Raw genomic sequence first — 16,848 nt, forward strand, 5'->3', positions numbered from 1 at the left:
ATTCTGAAGGAAAAACTGCTGAAGGCTAAAGCTACTTTTGGATTATTTGAAGCGAATTCTGTTGAAGACGATGATATTGAAGTAAAATTTTCTCAAGATTCAGAACAGAAAACTGCCATTTTCAGAACATTACGTCAGCAATTGAAAAAACATGGAGATCAGCCGAATTATGCGTTATCAGATTTTATAGCTCCAAAAGACAATGGTGTTCAGGATTATATAGGTTGTTTTTGCGTGACTACAGGTTTTGGAACGCAGGAATTAGCTCAGGAATTCGAAAAGGATCTGGACGATTACAACTCGATCATGATCAAAGCTCTGGCTGATAGATTAGCCGAAGCTTTTGCTGAATATTTACATAAAGAAGTCCGGCTGAACTATTGGGGTTATGATTCTGAAGAAAACCTGAGCAACGAAGACCTGATCAAAGAAGAATATAAAGGTATCCGGCCAGCGCCTGGTTATCCTGCTTGCCCGGATCATCTGGAAAAACTAACGATCTGGGAGATTCTTAAAGTAAAGGAAAAAATCGGGGTGGAGCTTACTGAAAGCCTTGCAATGTGGCCAGCGGCAAGTGTAAGTGGTTATTATTTTGCCAATCCTGAAGCTAAGTATTTTGGTCTCGGAAAAATTAAAGAAGATCAGGTTAAGGATTATGCCGATAGAAAAGGAATTGATTATCGCAAAGCCGAAAAATGGTTGAATCCTAACATAGCGGACTAGTATTAAGAAGTTAGTATTTAGACCAATAGGAAATTAGAGAAGTCAGAAAAGATCTCAGTGAAGCGGAATCAACTTAACTCCGTGAATCATCGATTTCAGCTTCTTTGAAGATTCTGACACAGGTTCAGAACGAAAAAAAATGTGAAGTGAAAAATATGCGTTAGGGATTGCAGCGGCATCCTTTTAGTACGAAGCTGAGCCTGTCGAAGCATCGTGCTAAAAGATAAAGTGAAAAGCCCGGCCCGAAGGGCAACGCCCAAATTGAAATTATTACCAAAATCATGAAGATTACCGAACATCTGGAGAAAACCACGGGAGAAACAGTATTCTCTTTTGAGATCCTACCGCCTTTAAAAGGATTTAATATCAATTCGATTTACGAAAATATCGATCCTTTGATGGAATTCAATCCGCCATTTATAGACGTGACTTACCATCGTGAAGAATATGTGTATTCTGAACGTGAAAACGGACTCCTGGAAAAAAAGATCGTTAGGAAACGTCCCGGAACTGTTGGGATATGTGCTGCAATACAAAGTAAATATGGAGTGGATGCGGTGCCTCATATTCTTTGCGGAGGTTTTTCAAAGGAAGACACCGAGAATTTTTTGATCGATCTGGATTTTCTGGGGATAAAGAACGTAGTGGCACTTCGGGGGGATGCAGTAAAAAGCGAAACTTATTTTAAGCCGGAAGCAAACGGACACCAATTTGCCAGTGAACTAGTGGAACAGATCAAGGATATGAACGAAGGGAAATATCTGGATGAGGTCATAGAAAAAGGTCATAACACAGATTTTTGTATTGGCGTTGCTGGTTATCCGGAAAAACATATGGAGGCTCCAAGTATAGATTCTGATGTTCGGCGCTTAAAACAAAAGGTAGATGCAGGAGCAGAATATGTGGTGACCCAGATGTTTTTTAATAACCAATGTTATTTCGAGTTCGTTGAAAAGTGCCGCGATCAGGGGATTAACGTGCCTATTATTCCGGGATTGAAGCCTTTAGCGACTAAAAAACAATTGAATTTACTGCCGCATAGATTTCACGTGGATCTTCCAGAAGCCCTGATTCACGAAGTTGAAAAATGTGAAAATAATCAAGAGGTCCGGCAGGTTGGTGTAGAATGGTGCATCCAGCAAAGTAAGGAATTGATCAAAGGTGGAGCGCCTGTTTTACACTATTATTCCATGGGGAAAAGTACCAATATCAGGCAAATTGCTGAAGCGGTTTTCTAAGTTCAAACTCTAACGGAATAATATTCGTAAATATGTTAGATTTGTTTCCGTATGAAAAGAATTCTCCCCGCTCTCCTCATGTTTTTCAGTTTGTTCATACAGGCTCAGGAAGAAAAACCTGAAAAATATTATTCCTTCGATGCCAGTTATTTTTATGGAAGTATCCTCGAACATAACCCGGATATTGCACATTTGATCGATGAGCACCAAGAAGGTTTTTTACTGAGCGTGAACCGGAAAACCTACGGACTCGAAAAATGGGAAAGCAGGTATAATTATCCTGATTTTGGATATTCTTTTATCTATCAGAATATGAAAAATCAGTATCTCGGTGAGAATTATTCTGTTTATGGCCATTTTAGCTTCTATTTCCTACAGCGATTGCTGATGTTTCGAATAGGCCAGGGGATTGCATATACTACAGATCCTTACGATGCTGATACCAATTATCAGAATAATGCCTATGGAACCCGCTTTTTAAGTTCTACCTATTTAATGGGAAATATTCACAAGGAAAAGATCGTGGGCGGATTGGGACTGAATGCCGGAGTGACCATTATACATTATTCCAATGCAGATATGGGTTCTCCAAATCATAGTACGAATACATTCACTTTTAATGTAGGAGTTAATTACCTGCTGGACCATAAGGAGCATCCTAATTATATCCCGAGAGGAGAAGAAGAAAAATATACCGAACCTTTTCATTATAATTTCGCTGTTCGAAGTGGTGTGAACACTTCAGGAGTGATAGGTTCTCCGAGATTGCCATTTTTGACGGTTTCAGCGTATGCAGATAAAGTTCTGAATCATAAAAGTACGCTGCATGGAGGTGCAGAGCTTTTCTTTTCAAGATCCCTGGAAGAATTTATCAGGTATCAGTCGATTGCATTTCCGCAGAAAGGAACTTCAGGCGATGAGGATGCTAAGCGAGTGGGATTATTTTTGGGTCACAAACTCACTTTTAATAAAATGTCCCTGATCACGCATCTAGGTTATTATGCATACTATCCCTATGATGATTATGTGGACAGAGTTTATAACCGAATGGGTTTGCAACGTGATTTTTCTAAAGACTGGTGGGCTTCGGTCACAGTTAGATCCCATGGAGCAAATGCGGAAGCAGTTGAATTTTCAATAGGTTACAGATTATGAGAAAACTGATATTTTTATTCTTCGGAATAGTTCTCTGGAGTTGTGATTCTGAAGATGCCAATGATTGTTTTCAGAAAGCTGGCGCGATCACTTCCGAAGAAATAGTGCTTGAAAGCTTTGACGAGATCCTGGTGTATGATAAGATCAAATTGTTTATCGAACAGGGAGAATCGCAAAAAGTTATTGTTGAAACCGGTGAAAATCTTCGAAATGAGGTCTCGGCTAAAGTGATCAACGGTCAGTTGATTTTAAGAAACGAGAACGATTGTAATTTTGTTCGGGATTTTAATATAACCAAAGTTTATGTCACTGTTCCCGATCTTACTTACTTGAGACATGCAGGAAATTTGATGATAGAAAGTGTAGGAACTCTGCGCCTGAATGAGCTTTGGCTGGTTTCCGAAAATCAGGATAAAGACATTGAGGTATATACCAACGGTGATTTTAAACTGGATTTTGAAGTTAAGAACTTCCGGATTACCAGCGATAATTATTCGCATTTCTTTCTTTCTGGAAGCGTGGAAAATTTTGACGGCTTCTTTGCAGCAGGAGATTCCAGGCTGGAAGCAAGAGATCTTGTCGTGCAGCATTACGACCTTCTACATCGTGGGACGAATAAGTTGATCATTAATCCGCAGCAATCATTAAAAGCCGATCTTTTTAGTTACGGAGATATCATTTCGGTAAACAGGCCGGCAAATGTTGATGTTACTGAGCATTTTGAAGGCAGATTGATTTTTGAATAGTTCAATGATTTTCTAGGGTTGGGCGTTTCCCTTCGGGCCGGGCTTTCCGCTTTATCTTTCAACACAAGGCTTCGATAAACTCAGCCTTGCGTTAAAAGGATGCCGCTGCAATCCCTAACGCAAACATCTACATTGCAGTTTAGAGTTACAACTGTAGCTTTTATGGAACCTGTGCTTGATTAATGTTATTTTTTTGGAGAGTTCAGCAACTAGAGTTTCCAGGTAACTATTGTAGAGATCTTTAAAAATATGGGCGTTTCCCTTCGGGCCGGGCTTTCCGCTTTATCTTTCAACACAATGCTTCGACGTGCTCAGCCTCGTGTTAAAAGGATGCCGCTGCAATCCCTAACGAAAAATCGTCCAAAACAGGATGGAGCTAGAACTGGTGTCCTTTAACATTGAACTTGTATTCGATCGATGTTATTTTTGGGTAAGTTCAGCGAACAGGGTTTCCAGGTTCTTGGTCTTTTGATTTAGCTGTAGTGTTTTGAGTCCGTTATCATGGGCGAAATCAAAAACAGCTGGACGCATGTCTTTATTGGAATCAAAAATTAGCTCATAGGTAAAGCCGCCGGTATTTTTTGCAGAGATCATTCCAGGGATCTTTTGGAGCGCAACTTCTTCAATTCTATAATCGAATTCGACAAAAATCACCTGTTCTTTTTCATTTCTAAGATCTTTTAGATACTTATCAGCAACTATCTTTCCATTACTTATAATGATGACCCGGTCACAGATCGCTTCTACCTCACGCATAATATGTGTAGAAAGAAATACGGTTTTTCCCCGCTTTCCATCCTTGCCATCTTTTCCAATAGAACTAATTAAAGATCTTATTTCAACTAGCTGATTTGGATCAAGACCTGTAGTAGGTTCATCCAGGATCAATACCTCAGGATCATGCAAAAGCGCAGCCGCAAGACCAACACGTTGCCGGTATCCTTTCGATAGCTGTTCTATTTTTTTGTTTGCTTCAGGAGAAAGCCCGGTAAGTTTAATGACTTCTTCGATCCTGTCTTTAGAAGCTGAAAATATTGATGCATGGAACTGCAGGTACTCCCGAACATACATTTCAGTATATAAAGGATTGTGCTCCGGCAGATACCCAATACTTCGCTGAAGTTCTGCCAGCTGAGTATCCAGCGCGAAATCATTGATCCTGGCCTCGCCGGAATCTGCAGAAAGATAACCCGTAAGGATCTTCATTAAAGTTGATTTTCCTGCACCATTCGGTCCCAGGAATCCAACGATCTCTCCAGGACCAATTTCGAAGCTTATATTTTCCAGCGCCTGCTGATCTCCGAAGCTTTTTGATATGTTATTTACTTGTATAGACATAGATGGTGATCAAAATTAGGAATAATTCTTCAGAGAACTGACTGATTATCTTTCAATGTTAGCAGTCAATTTTGTGGTATTAGATCGTAATCTGTAAATAATTCACATCAATTTTCCGAATATGGGAAAAGTTCTAATTTGGATACCGTTTAATTTTGAGTCTTGAATATTAGTACTACTTTAGTGATTCATAATTAATGAAATGACAAGCTTAATTAACTGGAACGCATTCTATTATTTTTATTTCTATACCAGGAATAGAATCGGGAATGCTATATGATTAAGTAAGCTAAAATTATATAAAAGTCTCGATCTTAGATCGGGACTTTTTTTTTGGAAAAAAATGAGAAAAGTCGGAATTCAGGGTATTAAAGGGTCTTTTCACCACCTCGTAGTGATGGACTATTTTGGAGAGCAAACTGCAGTGGCTGAACATATGTCATTTCAGGAACTCACTACAGCGCTTGCCTCAGGTGGGACGACAGAAGCTGTGATGGCTATCGAAAACAGTATTGCCGGTTCTATTCTTCCTAATTATGCCTTGATTGACGAATACAAGCTGAAGGTCATTGGAGAACATTATACTCCGGTTAATATGAATTTGATGGCGGTAGAAGGTCAGAAAATAGAGGATATCAAAAAAGTGTATTCTCATCCTATGGCTTTGTTGCAATGCAAACAATTTTTTAAGAAGCATCCGCATATTAAGTTGATCGAAGATGCAGATACTGCAGAGGCTGCCCGAAGAATTGCTTCCGAAGAAAAATTGAAAGTTGCGGCGGTAGCAAGTCCTGCGGCGGCAAGTATGTACGGACTCGAAATTCTAGCTTCAGGCATTCATACGATCAAATCCAATACCACCAGATTTTTAGTTCTGGGAACAGAAGAACAACAGTCGAATGGTGAAATTCTTGATAAAGCATCCTTAAAATTTGATCTCAAGAGCGACCGTGGAAGTTTAGTTTCAGTACTCAATATTCTACGGGATTCTTATTTGAATCTAACCAAGATACAGTCATTGCCAATTATAGATGAGCCCTGGAAATATTCTTTTTTCGTAGATGTGATCTTTGATAAAAGAGAAGATTTTGATCGTGCGATGGATGTTTTGAAATTAATGACCGAAGACCTGAACATATTAGGAATATACAAAAGCAGATTGTCATGAAGACAGCAGAAAGACTGGAAAGCGTACAGGAATACTACTTCTCCAAAAAATTAAGGGAAGTGGCAGCTTTGCGAGAACAGGGGAAACCGGTGATCAATCTTGGAATTGGAAGTCCGGATCTCGCTCCGCCGCAGCAAGTAGTAGATGCGATGCAAAATGGGCTAAAACATTCCAAAGCGCATCAATACCAGCCTTATAAAGGAATACCGGAACTAAGAAATGCCATGACAGACTTTTATTCTCGGTATTATCATGTAGATCTGCATGCTGAAAATGAAATCCTTCCGCTCATGGGAAGCAAGGAAGGGATCATGCATATTTCTATGGCGTTCCTGAATAAAGGTGACAAAGTTTTAGTTCCGGATCCAGGCTATCCTACCTATACTTCGGTTTCTGGATTACTACAGGCAGAAGTTCAGAAATATACTTTGGACGAATCGCAGAACTGGTTGCCAGATCTGGAAAAATTAGAAAAACAGGGACTTGAAAATGTGAAGATCATGTGGGTGAATTATCCGCATATGCCTACGGGAACGAAAGCGACTACAGACTTCTTTGAGAAACTGACCGCTTTTGCTGAAAAGAATGAGATTCTGGTAGTCAATGATAATCCATATAGCTTCATTCAGAATACAGAACCTTTGAGTATTCTAGATTCCGATAAAAGGAGCGACTACGTGATGGAACTTAATTCGCTAAGTAAAAGTTTTAATATGGCTGGCTGGAGAGTTGGAATGCTCGCCGGGTGTCCGAAAAATATTGAAGCTGTTCTAAAAGTAAAATCTAATATGGATAGCGGCATGTTTTATCCTTTGCAGGCCGGGGCAGTAAAGGCACTTCAACTTTCAGATGAATGGTTTGTAAATTTAAACGAGTTGTATAGTTCAAGAAAGAAGAAGGTACTGGAACTGGTAAAAACATTGAATTGTGAAGCAGCACCGGGACAGTCTGGACTTTTTGTTTGGGCGAAGGCTCCAGCAGGTAAAAGCGCAGAAGGCCTGGTTGATGAATTATTGTACGATAAAGATCTGTTCGTAACACCGGGTTTTATATTTGGTGAGCAGGGAAGAGATTATGTTCGTTTCTCCCTTTGTGCTACGGAAGAAATGATCGATGAAGCTTTAAAAAGAATTAGATCATGAAAGTATTTATAGTAGGAATTGGATTAATAGGCGGAAGTTTCGCGCTGGATCTAAAAGCGGGTATTCCAGGGATTAGTATAGCCGGAATCGATGGAAATGAGGATCACCTGAAGCAGGCGCTTGATTTGGGCCTCATAGATAAGATGTCTACAATCGAGGATATACATGAAGCCGACCTTGTTTATCTTGCAATTCCAGTAGATGCCAGCATAAAGGTGCTTCCTGAGATACTGGATAGAGTAAAAGATGATTGCGTGGTGATCGATGTGGGATCGACTAAGGAAAATATTTGTCAGGTAGTCGAGGATCACGCGAAGAGAAGAAACTTTCTGGCAGCACATCCAATCGCGGGAACGGAGTTTTCTGGTCCGCAGGCTGCAATTCACGGATTATTCAGAAATAAGACCAATATTATTTGTGAAGTAGAAAAGACCGCTTTCAAGCTTCAGGAAAAAGCTTTGGAGGTATTTCAGAAGATAGGAATGAGAATACGATATATGGATGCCCGGTCACATGATCGTCATATAGCTTATGTCTCTCATTTATCACACATCAGTTCCTTTATGCTGGGAAAAACAGTGCTGGAAAAGGAAAAGAACGAGCGGGATATTTTCGACCTTGCGGGAAGTGGATTTGCCTCGACCGTGAGACTTGCTAAAAGTTCACCGGCAATGTGGGCGCCAATTTTTAGTCAGAATAAAAAAAATGTACTGGAAACTCTGGATGAATATATTCTGAATCTTCAGAATTTCAGAAAATTGATGCAGGAAGACAATTTCGATCAGCTTTATCAGGAAATGGATCGAACCAATCATATAAAAGAAGTATTAAACGGAATAAATAAGAACGAAGAATTAAAATTACAGGAGAATGGAAAATAAAAAAGAACTCAGAGGCTGGTTAGACAACTTCAACCTGTCTCACCCGTTGGTGATCGCAGGGCCTTGTAGTGCAGAAACCGAAGAGCAGGTATTAACGATCGCTCACCAGTTAAAAGATAGTGATGCAACTGTTTTACGTGCAGGAATCTGGAAACCAAGAACTCGCCCTGGTAATTTCGAAGGTGTTGGAGCACTGGGTCTAAAATGGCTTCAGAAGGCGAAAGAGGAAACCGGAATGCTAACTACTACTGAAGTTGCAAACCCGAACCATGTTGATCTTGCATTAAAACATGATGTAGATATTCTCTGGATTGGGGCGCGAACAACGGTTTCTCCGTTTATTGTACAGGAGATCGCAGATGCTTTGAAAGGAACAGATAAGATCGTACTGGTTAAAAACCCTGTAAATCCAGATCTTGCTTTGTGGCTGGGAGCGGTTGAGCGCTTACACACGGCAGATATCAACAACCTTGGTGTGATACATCGTGGCTTCTCTGCTTACGAGAAAACCAAGTACCGTAACAACCCGGAATGGCAGATTCCCATTGAATTACAGAATAAATTCCCGGACCTTCCCTTGATTCTGGATCCATCTCATATCGCAGGAAGAAGAGATATCATCTTTGATCTTTGTCAAACAGGACTAGATCTTAATTTCGACGGTATCATGGTGGAGACTCACCATACTCCAGATAAAGCATGGAGTGATGCTGCACAACAAATTACACCAGCTGCTTTGATACAGATGATGGAAGATCTAAAGGTTAGAAAAGAGATCTCTGCAAGTCAGGATTTTCAGAATAAGCTAACAGCTTTGCGTTCTAAGATTGATATTACCGATAGTCAGATTCTGGAGATCTTGTCTAAACGTATGAAAATTTCCGAAGAAATAGGGCAGGTGAAGAAAGACCAGAACGTAGCGATCCTTCAAACCAAAAGATGGAACGAGATCCTTGGGAAAATGGTACTGGAAGGTGAAGATAAAGGCCTGAGCGAAGAATTTGTCTTAAGATTATTTAAAGCTATTCACCAGGAGTCTATTAATCACCAACAGAAAATCCTTGATGTATAGGGGATGATTTCACGCTACCCGGTAGCTTCATAAATTAATGCCTAAATTTGCGGAAAGAAATTATTAGAGATGAATAGTTTAGCTTAATGCAGGGAGTTGTTTATAAGTCTACCGGGAGCTGGTATCATGTAAAAGCCGAGAATGGCCAATTTTACCAATGCCGTATTAAAGGAAAGTTCAGGATACAGGGGATTAAAAGTACAAATCCTGTGGCTGTGGGAGATGTCGTAAGATTTGATGTGGAAGATGGCGAGGAGGAAACCGGGGTGATCAAAAAGATCATCGAAAGGGAAAACTATATTATCCGGAAGTCGGTTAATCTCTCAAAGCAAACTCATATTATTGCTTCAAATGTCGACCAGGTTTTTTTGCTTATTACCCTTAATAATCCGCCTACTTTAACGACTTTTATAGACCGCTTTCTGGTTACTGCGGAAGCCTATGCTATTACGGCGGTGCTGCTTTTCAATAAAGTGGACACTTATAGCATCGAGGAACTTGCTGAGGTGAAATACCTTGCAGAACTTTACCGCGGTGCAGGCTATGAGTGTATAGGAATTTCAGCTAAAGAAGGTAAAAACGTAGATAAAGTAAAAGATAAGATGATTGGTAAGACCAGTATGATCTCTGGTCATAGTGGTACCGGAAAATCTACTCTTATCAATGCTATAGAGCCTACTCTCGATCTTAAAACTTCGGAAATTAGCAGGCAGCACAGCCAGGGACAACATACCACGACTTTCGCTGAAATGTTCGACCTTCAATTTGATGCGAGAATCATTGATACTCCCGGAATCAAAGGTTTTGGGGTTGTGGATATGGAAAAGGAAGAAATTGGCGATTATTTCCCGGAATTTTTTCAGCTAAAACAGCACTGTAAATTTCATAATTGTCTGCATCTTAATGAACCAAAATGTGCTGTAAAAGATGCTCTCGAAGAAGGAGAGATCGCCTGGTCCAGGTACAAGAGTTATTTGCAGATCATGGAAGGTGAAGATGAAAACTACAGAGTAGATCAATACCAGAAATAATGCGAGCAGTAATACAACGAGTCACAGAAGCTTCGGTCACGGTAGATCATAAGGTATGTGCGGTAATGCGCGAAGGCTTATTGATCCTACTTGGAATAGAGGAGGGCGATACCCAGGAAGATATCGACTGGCTCTGCCGTAAGATCATTAACATGAGAATTTTCGGGGATGATCAGGGCAAAATGAATGAGTCTCTCAAAACTGTAGATGGAGATGCTATTGTAGTAAGTCAGTTTACACTACACGCCAGTACTAAAAAAGGGAACAGGCCCAGTTTTATAAATGCTGCTAAACCTGATATTGCAGAACCATTATATCAGGACTTTGTAAAGTCCTTCGAAAAAGAGTTTGGTAAAAGTGTGGGGGTAGGAGTCTTTGGAGGGGATATGAAAGTAGCCTTACTCAACGATGGACCAGTAACAATTATCATAGATTCGAAAGAAAAGCGTTAAAAAGCGTTAAATTTTTATATATTGCGCGCTGAACTAACCTATTTTTCAGCTTAATGCGCAAAAGAATTATCACTTTTTTGCTGCTGGTCTGCATGTCTTTCATGTATTCCCAGCAAGAATATTCTATTTTAAAAATTTCCCCGGAATTATTGGAAAATGCAGATGCGGTCGTTCGCAAGATGCACACAAAACTTGTTGTTGAAGACATAGACAAGGTGGTAGTACACACTACCCGAATTGTCACTGTTTTGAATGAGAATGGGGAATATTTCATCGATGCCTACCAGCACTACGATGAGGGTGATGGGATAGAAAAACAGCAGGCCATCATAATTGATGCCATGGGGAATGAAGTTGAAAAGTTTAGAAAAAAGGATTTTTCTGATGTTAGCGCTTTTGGGTCAGGGACCTTATTTGCAGACAATAGAGTTAGTTATTTGGATTATAACGCTCGAAACTATCCATATACCGTTATATATACCAGTGAATTCGAAAATGAAGACACCGTATTTCTCGATCAGTGGTTTCCTCTGGAAGGTTATAATGTAAGTATAGAAGAATCTATTTTCGAACTTGAAAATCCAGATGCGCATGCACTAAGATTTCAGGAAAACAATTTCGATAAGGTTGCTATAGAAGATCATTCAGTTGAGAATCATTTTCTTTATAAACTTCGGAATATGAAAGCGAGGAAACACGAAGATTTCGAACCGTCTTTACGCAGTACTACACCCAACCTTCTATTTAGCCTGGAAAAATTTGAGCTGAAGGGTGTTGCCGGAGAAACCAGGGACTGGAAACATTTTGGAAAATGGATGTACGATAATCTTGTTGCAGAACATGATCACCTGCCAGAGAGCACCATTAAAAAAATGGAAGATTTGACCAGCTCTGCCAGTAGTATTGAAGAAAAAGCCAGACTTATTTACCAGTACGTTCAGGAAAATACCCGTTATATTTCTGTACAGTATGGTATTGGTGGCTGGGAACCTGAAACTGCCATGAACGTGGATAGACTTGGATATGGAGACTGTAAGGGATTAACGAATTATACGAAAGCCTTGCTTAAAAGTCAGGGTATCGAATCTTATTATACCGTAATCTATGGTGGCGATTCAAAGCGTCATATCAATCCTGATTTCACCATCATGCAGGGAAATCATGTGATCCTGAATATTCCTTCAGAAGATGATACAGATCTATGGCTGGAATGTACGAGCCAGACTACTCCTTTCAACTATATGGGAGACTTCACAGATGACCGTTACGCGCTAAGGGTATCAGAAGACGGTGGAGAGATCATACGTACCAGAAAATATACAGCTTCAGATAATGTACAGGCGATAGAATGCGAGATTCAGCTGGACGAAAATGGCAATTTCGATGCGGAATTCACCAGAATCTCAGAAGGTATTCCTTACGGTGATCGCTACGGATTAAAGAGAGAAACTGAAGATGATCTTAAAAAATACTATAGAAATGAGTGGGGCAGACTTCAGAATCTGCATTTTGAGAACATTGCTTTTGAAGATGATCGGGTAGCTATTCAATTTCAGGAGAAACTGAAGTTTAGTGGTAGCAGACTGGCGAGTCCTGCCGGAGAAAGATTACTGGTTCCGCTCAATTTTATTCAGCAGGGGAACATAATGAAGAAAACTCCGCAGGAGCGAACCATGCCTTTTGTCTTCGAACGTGGAAAAACCTACAAAGATCACTTCAGCTTTAAGATTCCGCAAGGTTATGAGATCGAAGCATTACCTGGAAGTGACGAGATCGCTTCAGAATTTGGAGAATTCAGTATAAACATTAGCGCTTCCGAAGAAGATAAAAGTATAGAAGTAGAGAGAGTTCTCATTATTCGCGAAGGGGAGTGGCCAAGTGAGCAATTCCAGAACTTCACCCAGTTTATCGACAAAGTAAACACCTTAAATAATCTAAAAGCAGTAATCGCCAAATCCGAAAAATCCTAACCATGACCAAATACCTTTTTATCCTCAGTTTCTTAATGCTGAGTAGCACGACCTATGCGCAAAATTATAAATTTGGAAAAGTATCTAAAAGTGAAGTTGCCCAAAAACAACACGACAAAGATCCTGATGCGAATGCTGCCGTTTTATATAAATATCAGCGTACATACTACGATTACAAACCTAACTCAGGATTCTTTGTGGTAACCGAATATCACGAGCGTATCAAAATCTACAATAAAGATGGTTTTGATTGGGCAACGCATAAGATTAGTGCTTATAAAGGAGGTTACGAGGAAAACGTCTCTGGAGTGAGAGGAGTTAGTTATAACCTGGAAAATGGAAAAGTTAAGGAAACCAAGCTTGATCGTAAGGATATCTATGAGAATGAGGCAAGCAAATATCGCGAGCTTACTACGTTCACTATGCCGGCAGTAAAAGAAGGAACGGTGATCGAATATGAGTATAAGAAAATCAGCGACCGGATCACGACTTCGATGGATCGTATTAATTTGCAGTATACAATCCCAATAGACAAGCTGAACATAAGCGTGACGATCCCGGAATATTTAAATTTTGGAGTTTATAACAATCCAAAAGCAGCTTTCTATGCTAAAATCAATCAGGGAACCAAACCATTTAAAAGATCCTTTTCCAATAATCAAAGAAATAGTTCGTACGGTGGAAAAGTAGTTAGTCATTCCACTAGCAACAGTGTGTTAGATTATATGCAGAATACTTATGAGATCGACCAGGAAGATATTCCTGCCCTGAAGACTGAAAGTCACGTAGATTATATGGAGAATTACGCGGCGTTTTTAGATTGGGAATTAAAGTTTACCAAGTTTCCAAATTCTCCCATCGATAACTATTCTCAAACCTGGGAAGGTGTTTCCAAGTCCATTTATAATGATAGCGGATTCAACACAGAACTGCGCAATCAGCGATTTTTTGATGATGAGATCGATGCTTTGCTTGGCACATTGACCAACCAGGAACAAAAAATGAATAAGATCTTCAATTTTGTGAAGCAGAAGATGACCTGGAATGATTACGTGGGTTATATAGCTGAAAATGGGCTACGTGATGCTTACGAGGAAGGCACGGGAAATACCGGTGATATTAACCTTTTACTGGTTTCCATGCTGAAGTATGCTAATATCGATGCAAATCCAGTTCTGGTAAGTACCGTTAGCAATGGAACTCCGCTGTTTCCAACAAAAAATGGGTTTAATTACTTGATTGCTGCCGCTAAAATTGGTGATAATGTGATCCTGATGGATGCTAGTGATCCACTGGCAATTCCAGGGGAACTGCCTAAAAGAGCAAGAAACTGGCAGGGTAGATTGATTCGTGAAGATGGAACTTCGGAATGGGTAAACCTGCAACCTTTATATTTTTCAGAAAATAAAACCAGACTGAATGTTCAGCTGGCAGAAGATGGAATTTCAGGTAAATACTTCAATAATCTAGATGCTCTTTATGCCAGAAACTTCAGATTAAATCATGGGAATTTGAGCGATGCTACGGCAAACCTGGAATCGGGATTGAGCAATTATTCCATTTCCGAAGTAAAGATTGAAAACTTTGAAAAACTTGGAGAAAGTATTCAAAATACTTATGAGTTTAATACCCAAAGTGGTCAGGATGTAATTGGAGATAAGATCTACGTAAAGCCTATGTTGTTCAATGTAACTTCAGAAAATCCTTTTAAAGCTGAAACCAGAACATTACCAGTATACTTTGATTTTCCAATGAAGAAGCACCACCAGGTGAATATGTTGATTCCTGAAGGCTATGAGGTGGAATCGCTTCCGCAGAGTGCTATCGTACAATTAAAAGATGCTGCCGGAGAGTTCAAGTATCTTGTAAAGCACATGAACAATGTAATTAGAATAGAATCTGAAGTGAACCTGGCGCAAACAATTTTTGCTGCGACAGACTATGAATACATTCAAAAGTTTTACGACAACATTATCAAAAAACAAAATGAAAGCATAGTTTTGAAGAAAATTTCAGCAGATGGACTTGAAGAACGCGCAGACAGCGGTAGATAACTGGATACAGGAACACGGAGTGCGATACTTCAACGAGCTTACCAATATGGCTCAGTTAACAGAGGAAGTTGGAGAAGTTGCCCGTATCATTGCCCGTCGTTATGGGGAGCAAAGTGAGAAAGAAAGCGATAAGGATAAAGACCTGGGTGAGGAGCTGGCAGATGTGGTATTTGTAGTGCTTTGCCTGGCGAACCAGACTGGTATTAATTTGCAGAATGCGTTTGATAAAAAGCTCGACCTTAAGACAAAACGGGATAAGGACAGACATAAGAACAACGAAAAACTGCAATAATGAAGTTCAAAGAAATGGTTTCTGAACGTCCTTTCTGGAAGTCGGTTTTCTGGTTAGGTCTATCTTTTCTTGTATTGTATAATGTGATCACGATGCTATTTGAATACGGCGGTTTCGAATTTACGAGGTTTTTTGAAGAGCGCACGGCAAATGGGAAATTAGCTCGTTTTTTCATTGGACAGTTGATCGCCTCGTTCCTGTATGGGTTTATTTTGTCGTTTGGACAGTTTCGCAGTAAAGAAAAGAAAGAGTAATTTCGTAATTCATCTTTACGAACTCTCATGAATCTATCCCTACATACCGAAGAAAAGAATCTAAAAGCAGCACTTCAAATCACCGGTTCTAAAAGTGAATCGAATCGTTTGCTCATTCTTCAGGCATTATACCCTGAAATTTCGATCGACAATCTTTCGAATAGTGATGATTCTAAAGTATTGAAAAAGGCCCTTGAAAAAGGGAACGGGATCATAGATATACACCACGCAGGAACGGCAATGCGTTTTTTAACGGCTTATTTCGCGGTGAAGGAAGGCTGTGAAGTTGAGCTTACCGGAAGTAAAAGAATGAAGGAGAGACCAGTTAGATTACTGGTGGATGCCTTACAACGTATGGGCGCCGACATCACTTATAAAAATGAGACCGGTTACCCGCCTTTACTTATCAAGGGAAAAAAATTATATGCATCTTCAGTGAAGCTGGAAGCTAATGTAAGCAGCCAGTATATTTCAGCATTAATGCTCATAGGAGCTACCTTGCCGAAAGGGCTCGAGATCATTCTGGAAGGTCCCGTAACTTCCACGCCATATATTCTAATGACGCTGGAGATTATCAAACAGGCCGGTATCCATGGTAAATTTGTAAAGGACAGAATTTTTATTGAACCTCAGGAATCTGTAAAACCGGTAAGTATTCCTGTGGAATCAGACTGGAGTTCTGCTTCCTACTTCTATAGTCTTGCAGCTATTTCTGAAACTGCGGAAATTAAACTTAATAACTACCGAAAGGAAAGCAGGCAGGGAGATTCTTCCCTTGCTGAAATTTATAAGCACTTTGGTGTGGAAACCATTTATTCTGAAAATAGTATCACGCTGAAGAAGATAGGAAAGACTCGTGCGCGAAGCCTTCGGGAAGATCTTCGCAATTCTCCAGATATCGCTCAAACTATCGCCATTACCTGTCTCGCGACTAAAACCGAGTGTATGCTCACAGGTTTACATACTCTGAAGATCAAAGAAACTGACAGGCTGCAAGCTCTCAAAAATGAAATTGAGAAATTTGGTACAGAAGTGAGAATTACGGGAGATAGTTTGCAACTAATTCCGAATCCTGATTTGAGGCAGGGCGTTGAGATCGAAACTTATAATGATCATCGAATGGCGATGGCTTTTGCTCCCCTTGCATTAAAGACAGATCTGCGCATTCTGGATGCTGAGGTCGTCTCTAAATCCTATCCAGATTTCTGGGAAGATCTTAAAGAACTTGGCTACACCTATCGAGAATAGAATTATTCTATAAATAAACCGCCATTTACTTGACAACGCCTATGTTGAGATTGTATATTTGCAGCTTTTAAAACAGGAACTATG

The 16,848-nt window shown here is 40.0% G+C and carries 16 protein-coding genes; 15 read left to right on the forward strand and 1 reads right to left on the reverse strand.

All coding sequences use genetic code 11. From position 1 onward, the window contains the following. From ACNI3T_RS10075 to ACNI3T_RS10090, 4 genes are all read left to right on the forward strand, one after another. On the forward strand, positions 1-723 hold a 723-nt coding region (locus tag ACNI3T_RS10075), incomplete at its 5' end, for a vitamin B12 dependent-methionine synthase activation domain-containing protein (RefSeq protein WP_418227675.1). 281 nt (positions 724-1,004) lie between these two features. Next, a complete protein-coding gene (gene metF, locus ACNI3T_RS10080; RefSeq protein WP_418227676.1) occupies positions 1,005-1,961 on the forward strand; it encodes a methylenetetrahydrofolate reductase [NAD(P)H] in 957 nt (318 codons plus the stop codon). A gap of 51 nt (positions 1,962-2,012) precedes the next feature. Beyond that, positions 2,013-3,116, forward strand: coding sequence for an acyloxyacyl hydrolase (locus ACNI3T_RS10085; protein WP_418227677.1), 1,104 nt, complete (start codon positions 2,013-2,015; stop codon positions 3,114-3,116). Then, a complete protein-coding gene (locus ACNI3T_RS10090; protein WP_418227678.1) occupies positions 3,113-3,862 on the forward strand; it encodes a head GIN domain-containing protein in 750 nt (249 codons plus the stop codon). The genes ACNI3T_RS10085 and ACNI3T_RS10090 overlap by 4 nt, the downstream gene beginning before the upstream one ends. 420 nt (positions 3,863-4,282) lie before the next feature. On the opposite strand, the gene gldA is transcribed toward ACNI3T_RS10090, so the two are convergent. Then, positions 4,283-5,200, reverse strand: coding sequence for a gliding motility-associated ABC transporter ATP-binding subunit GldA (gene gldA, locus ACNI3T_RS10095; RefSeq protein ID WP_418227679.1), 918 nt, complete (start codon positions 5,198-5,200; stop codon positions 4,283-4,285). A 343-nt stretch (positions 5,201-5,543) separates the two neighbouring features. Between gldA and ACNI3T_RS10100 the strand changes: the two genes are divergently transcribed. From ACNI3T_RS10100 to aroA, 11 genes are all read left to right on the forward strand, one after another. Continuing rightward, positions 5,544-6,368: a prephenate dehydratase gene (locus tag ACNI3T_RS10100; RefSeq protein WP_418227680.1), complete on the forward strand. Its 825-nt coding sequence runs from the start codon at positions 5,544-5,546 to the stop codon at positions 6,366-6,368. Then, positions 6,365-7,510 carry a pyridoxal phosphate-dependent aminotransferase gene (locus ACNI3T_RS10105; protein ID WP_418227681.1) on the forward strand — a complete coding sequence of 382 codons (1,146 nt, stop codon included), beginning with the start codon at positions 6,365-6,367 and terminating at the stop codon, positions 7,508-7,510. Before ACNI3T_RS10100 ends, ACNI3T_RS10105 begins: the two co-directional genes overlap by 4 nt. Then, entirely contained in the window at positions 7,507-8,391 is an 885-nt protein-coding gene (locus ACNI3T_RS10110) for a prephenate dehydrogenase (protein ID WP_418227682.1), read from the forward strand. Before ACNI3T_RS10105 ends, ACNI3T_RS10110 begins: the two co-directional genes overlap by 4 nt. After that, entirely contained in the window at positions 8,381-9,463 is a 1,083-nt protein-coding gene (locus ACNI3T_RS10115; protein WP_295180528.1) for a bifunctional 3-deoxy-7-phosphoheptulonate synthase/chorismate mutase type II, read from the forward strand. The genes ACNI3T_RS10110 and ACNI3T_RS10115 overlap by 11 nt, the downstream gene beginning before the upstream one ends. A gap of 86 nt (positions 9,464-9,549) precedes the next feature. Further along, entirely contained in the window at positions 9,550-10,494 is a 945-nt protein-coding gene (gene rsgA / locus ACNI3T_RS10120) for a ribosome small subunit-dependent GTPase A (RefSeq protein WP_418227683.1), read from the forward strand. After that, positions 10,494-10,946 carry a D-aminoacyl-tRNA deacylase gene (dtd, locus tag ACNI3T_RS10125; protein ID WP_418227684.1) on the forward strand — a complete coding sequence of 151 codons (453 nt, stop codon included), beginning with the start codon at positions 10,494-10,496 and terminating at the stop codon, positions 10,944-10,946. The genes rsgA and dtd overlap by 1 nt, the downstream gene beginning before the upstream one ends. A 53-nt stretch (positions 10,947-10,999) precedes the next feature. Next, a complete protein-coding gene (locus tag ACNI3T_RS10130) occupies positions 11,000-12,916 on the forward strand; it encodes a DUF3857 domain-containing protein (RefSeq protein WP_418227685.1) in 1,917 nt (638 codons plus the stop codon). A 2-nt stretch (positions 12,917-12,918) separates the two neighbouring features. After that, on the forward strand, positions 12,919-14,970 hold the full coding sequence (locus tag ACNI3T_RS10135; RefSeq protein WP_418227686.1) for a DUF3857 domain-containing protein: 2,052 nt from the start codon (positions 12,919-12,921) through the stop codon (positions 14,968-14,970). Beyond that, entirely contained in the window at positions 14,936-15,262 is a 327-nt protein-coding gene (locus tag ACNI3T_RS10140; protein WP_418227687.1) for a nucleotide pyrophosphohydrolase, read from the forward strand. The genes ACNI3T_RS10135 and ACNI3T_RS10140 overlap by 35 nt, the downstream gene beginning before the upstream one ends. Continuing rightward, positions 15,262-15,516: a hypothetical protein gene (locus tag ACNI3T_RS10145; RefSeq protein WP_418227688.1), complete on the forward strand. Its 255-nt coding sequence runs from the start codon at positions 15,262-15,264 to the stop codon at positions 15,514-15,516. Before ACNI3T_RS10140 ends, ACNI3T_RS10145 begins: the two co-directional genes overlap by 1 nt. 27 nt (positions 15,517-15,543) lie before the next feature. Beyond that, positions 15,544-16,764, forward strand: a complete 1,221-nt coding sequence (gene aroA / locus ACNI3T_RS10150) for a 3-phosphoshikimate 1-carboxyvinyltransferase (RefSeq protein WP_418227689.1) — start codon at positions 15,544-15,546, stop codon at positions 16,762-16,764. Positions 16,765-16,848 lie beyond the last annotated feature (84 nt).

This window comes from Christiangramia qingdaonensis, assembly GCF_048381525.1.
Lineage (GTDB): Bacteria > Bacteroidota > Bacteroidia > Flavobacteriales > Flavobacteriaceae > Christiangramia.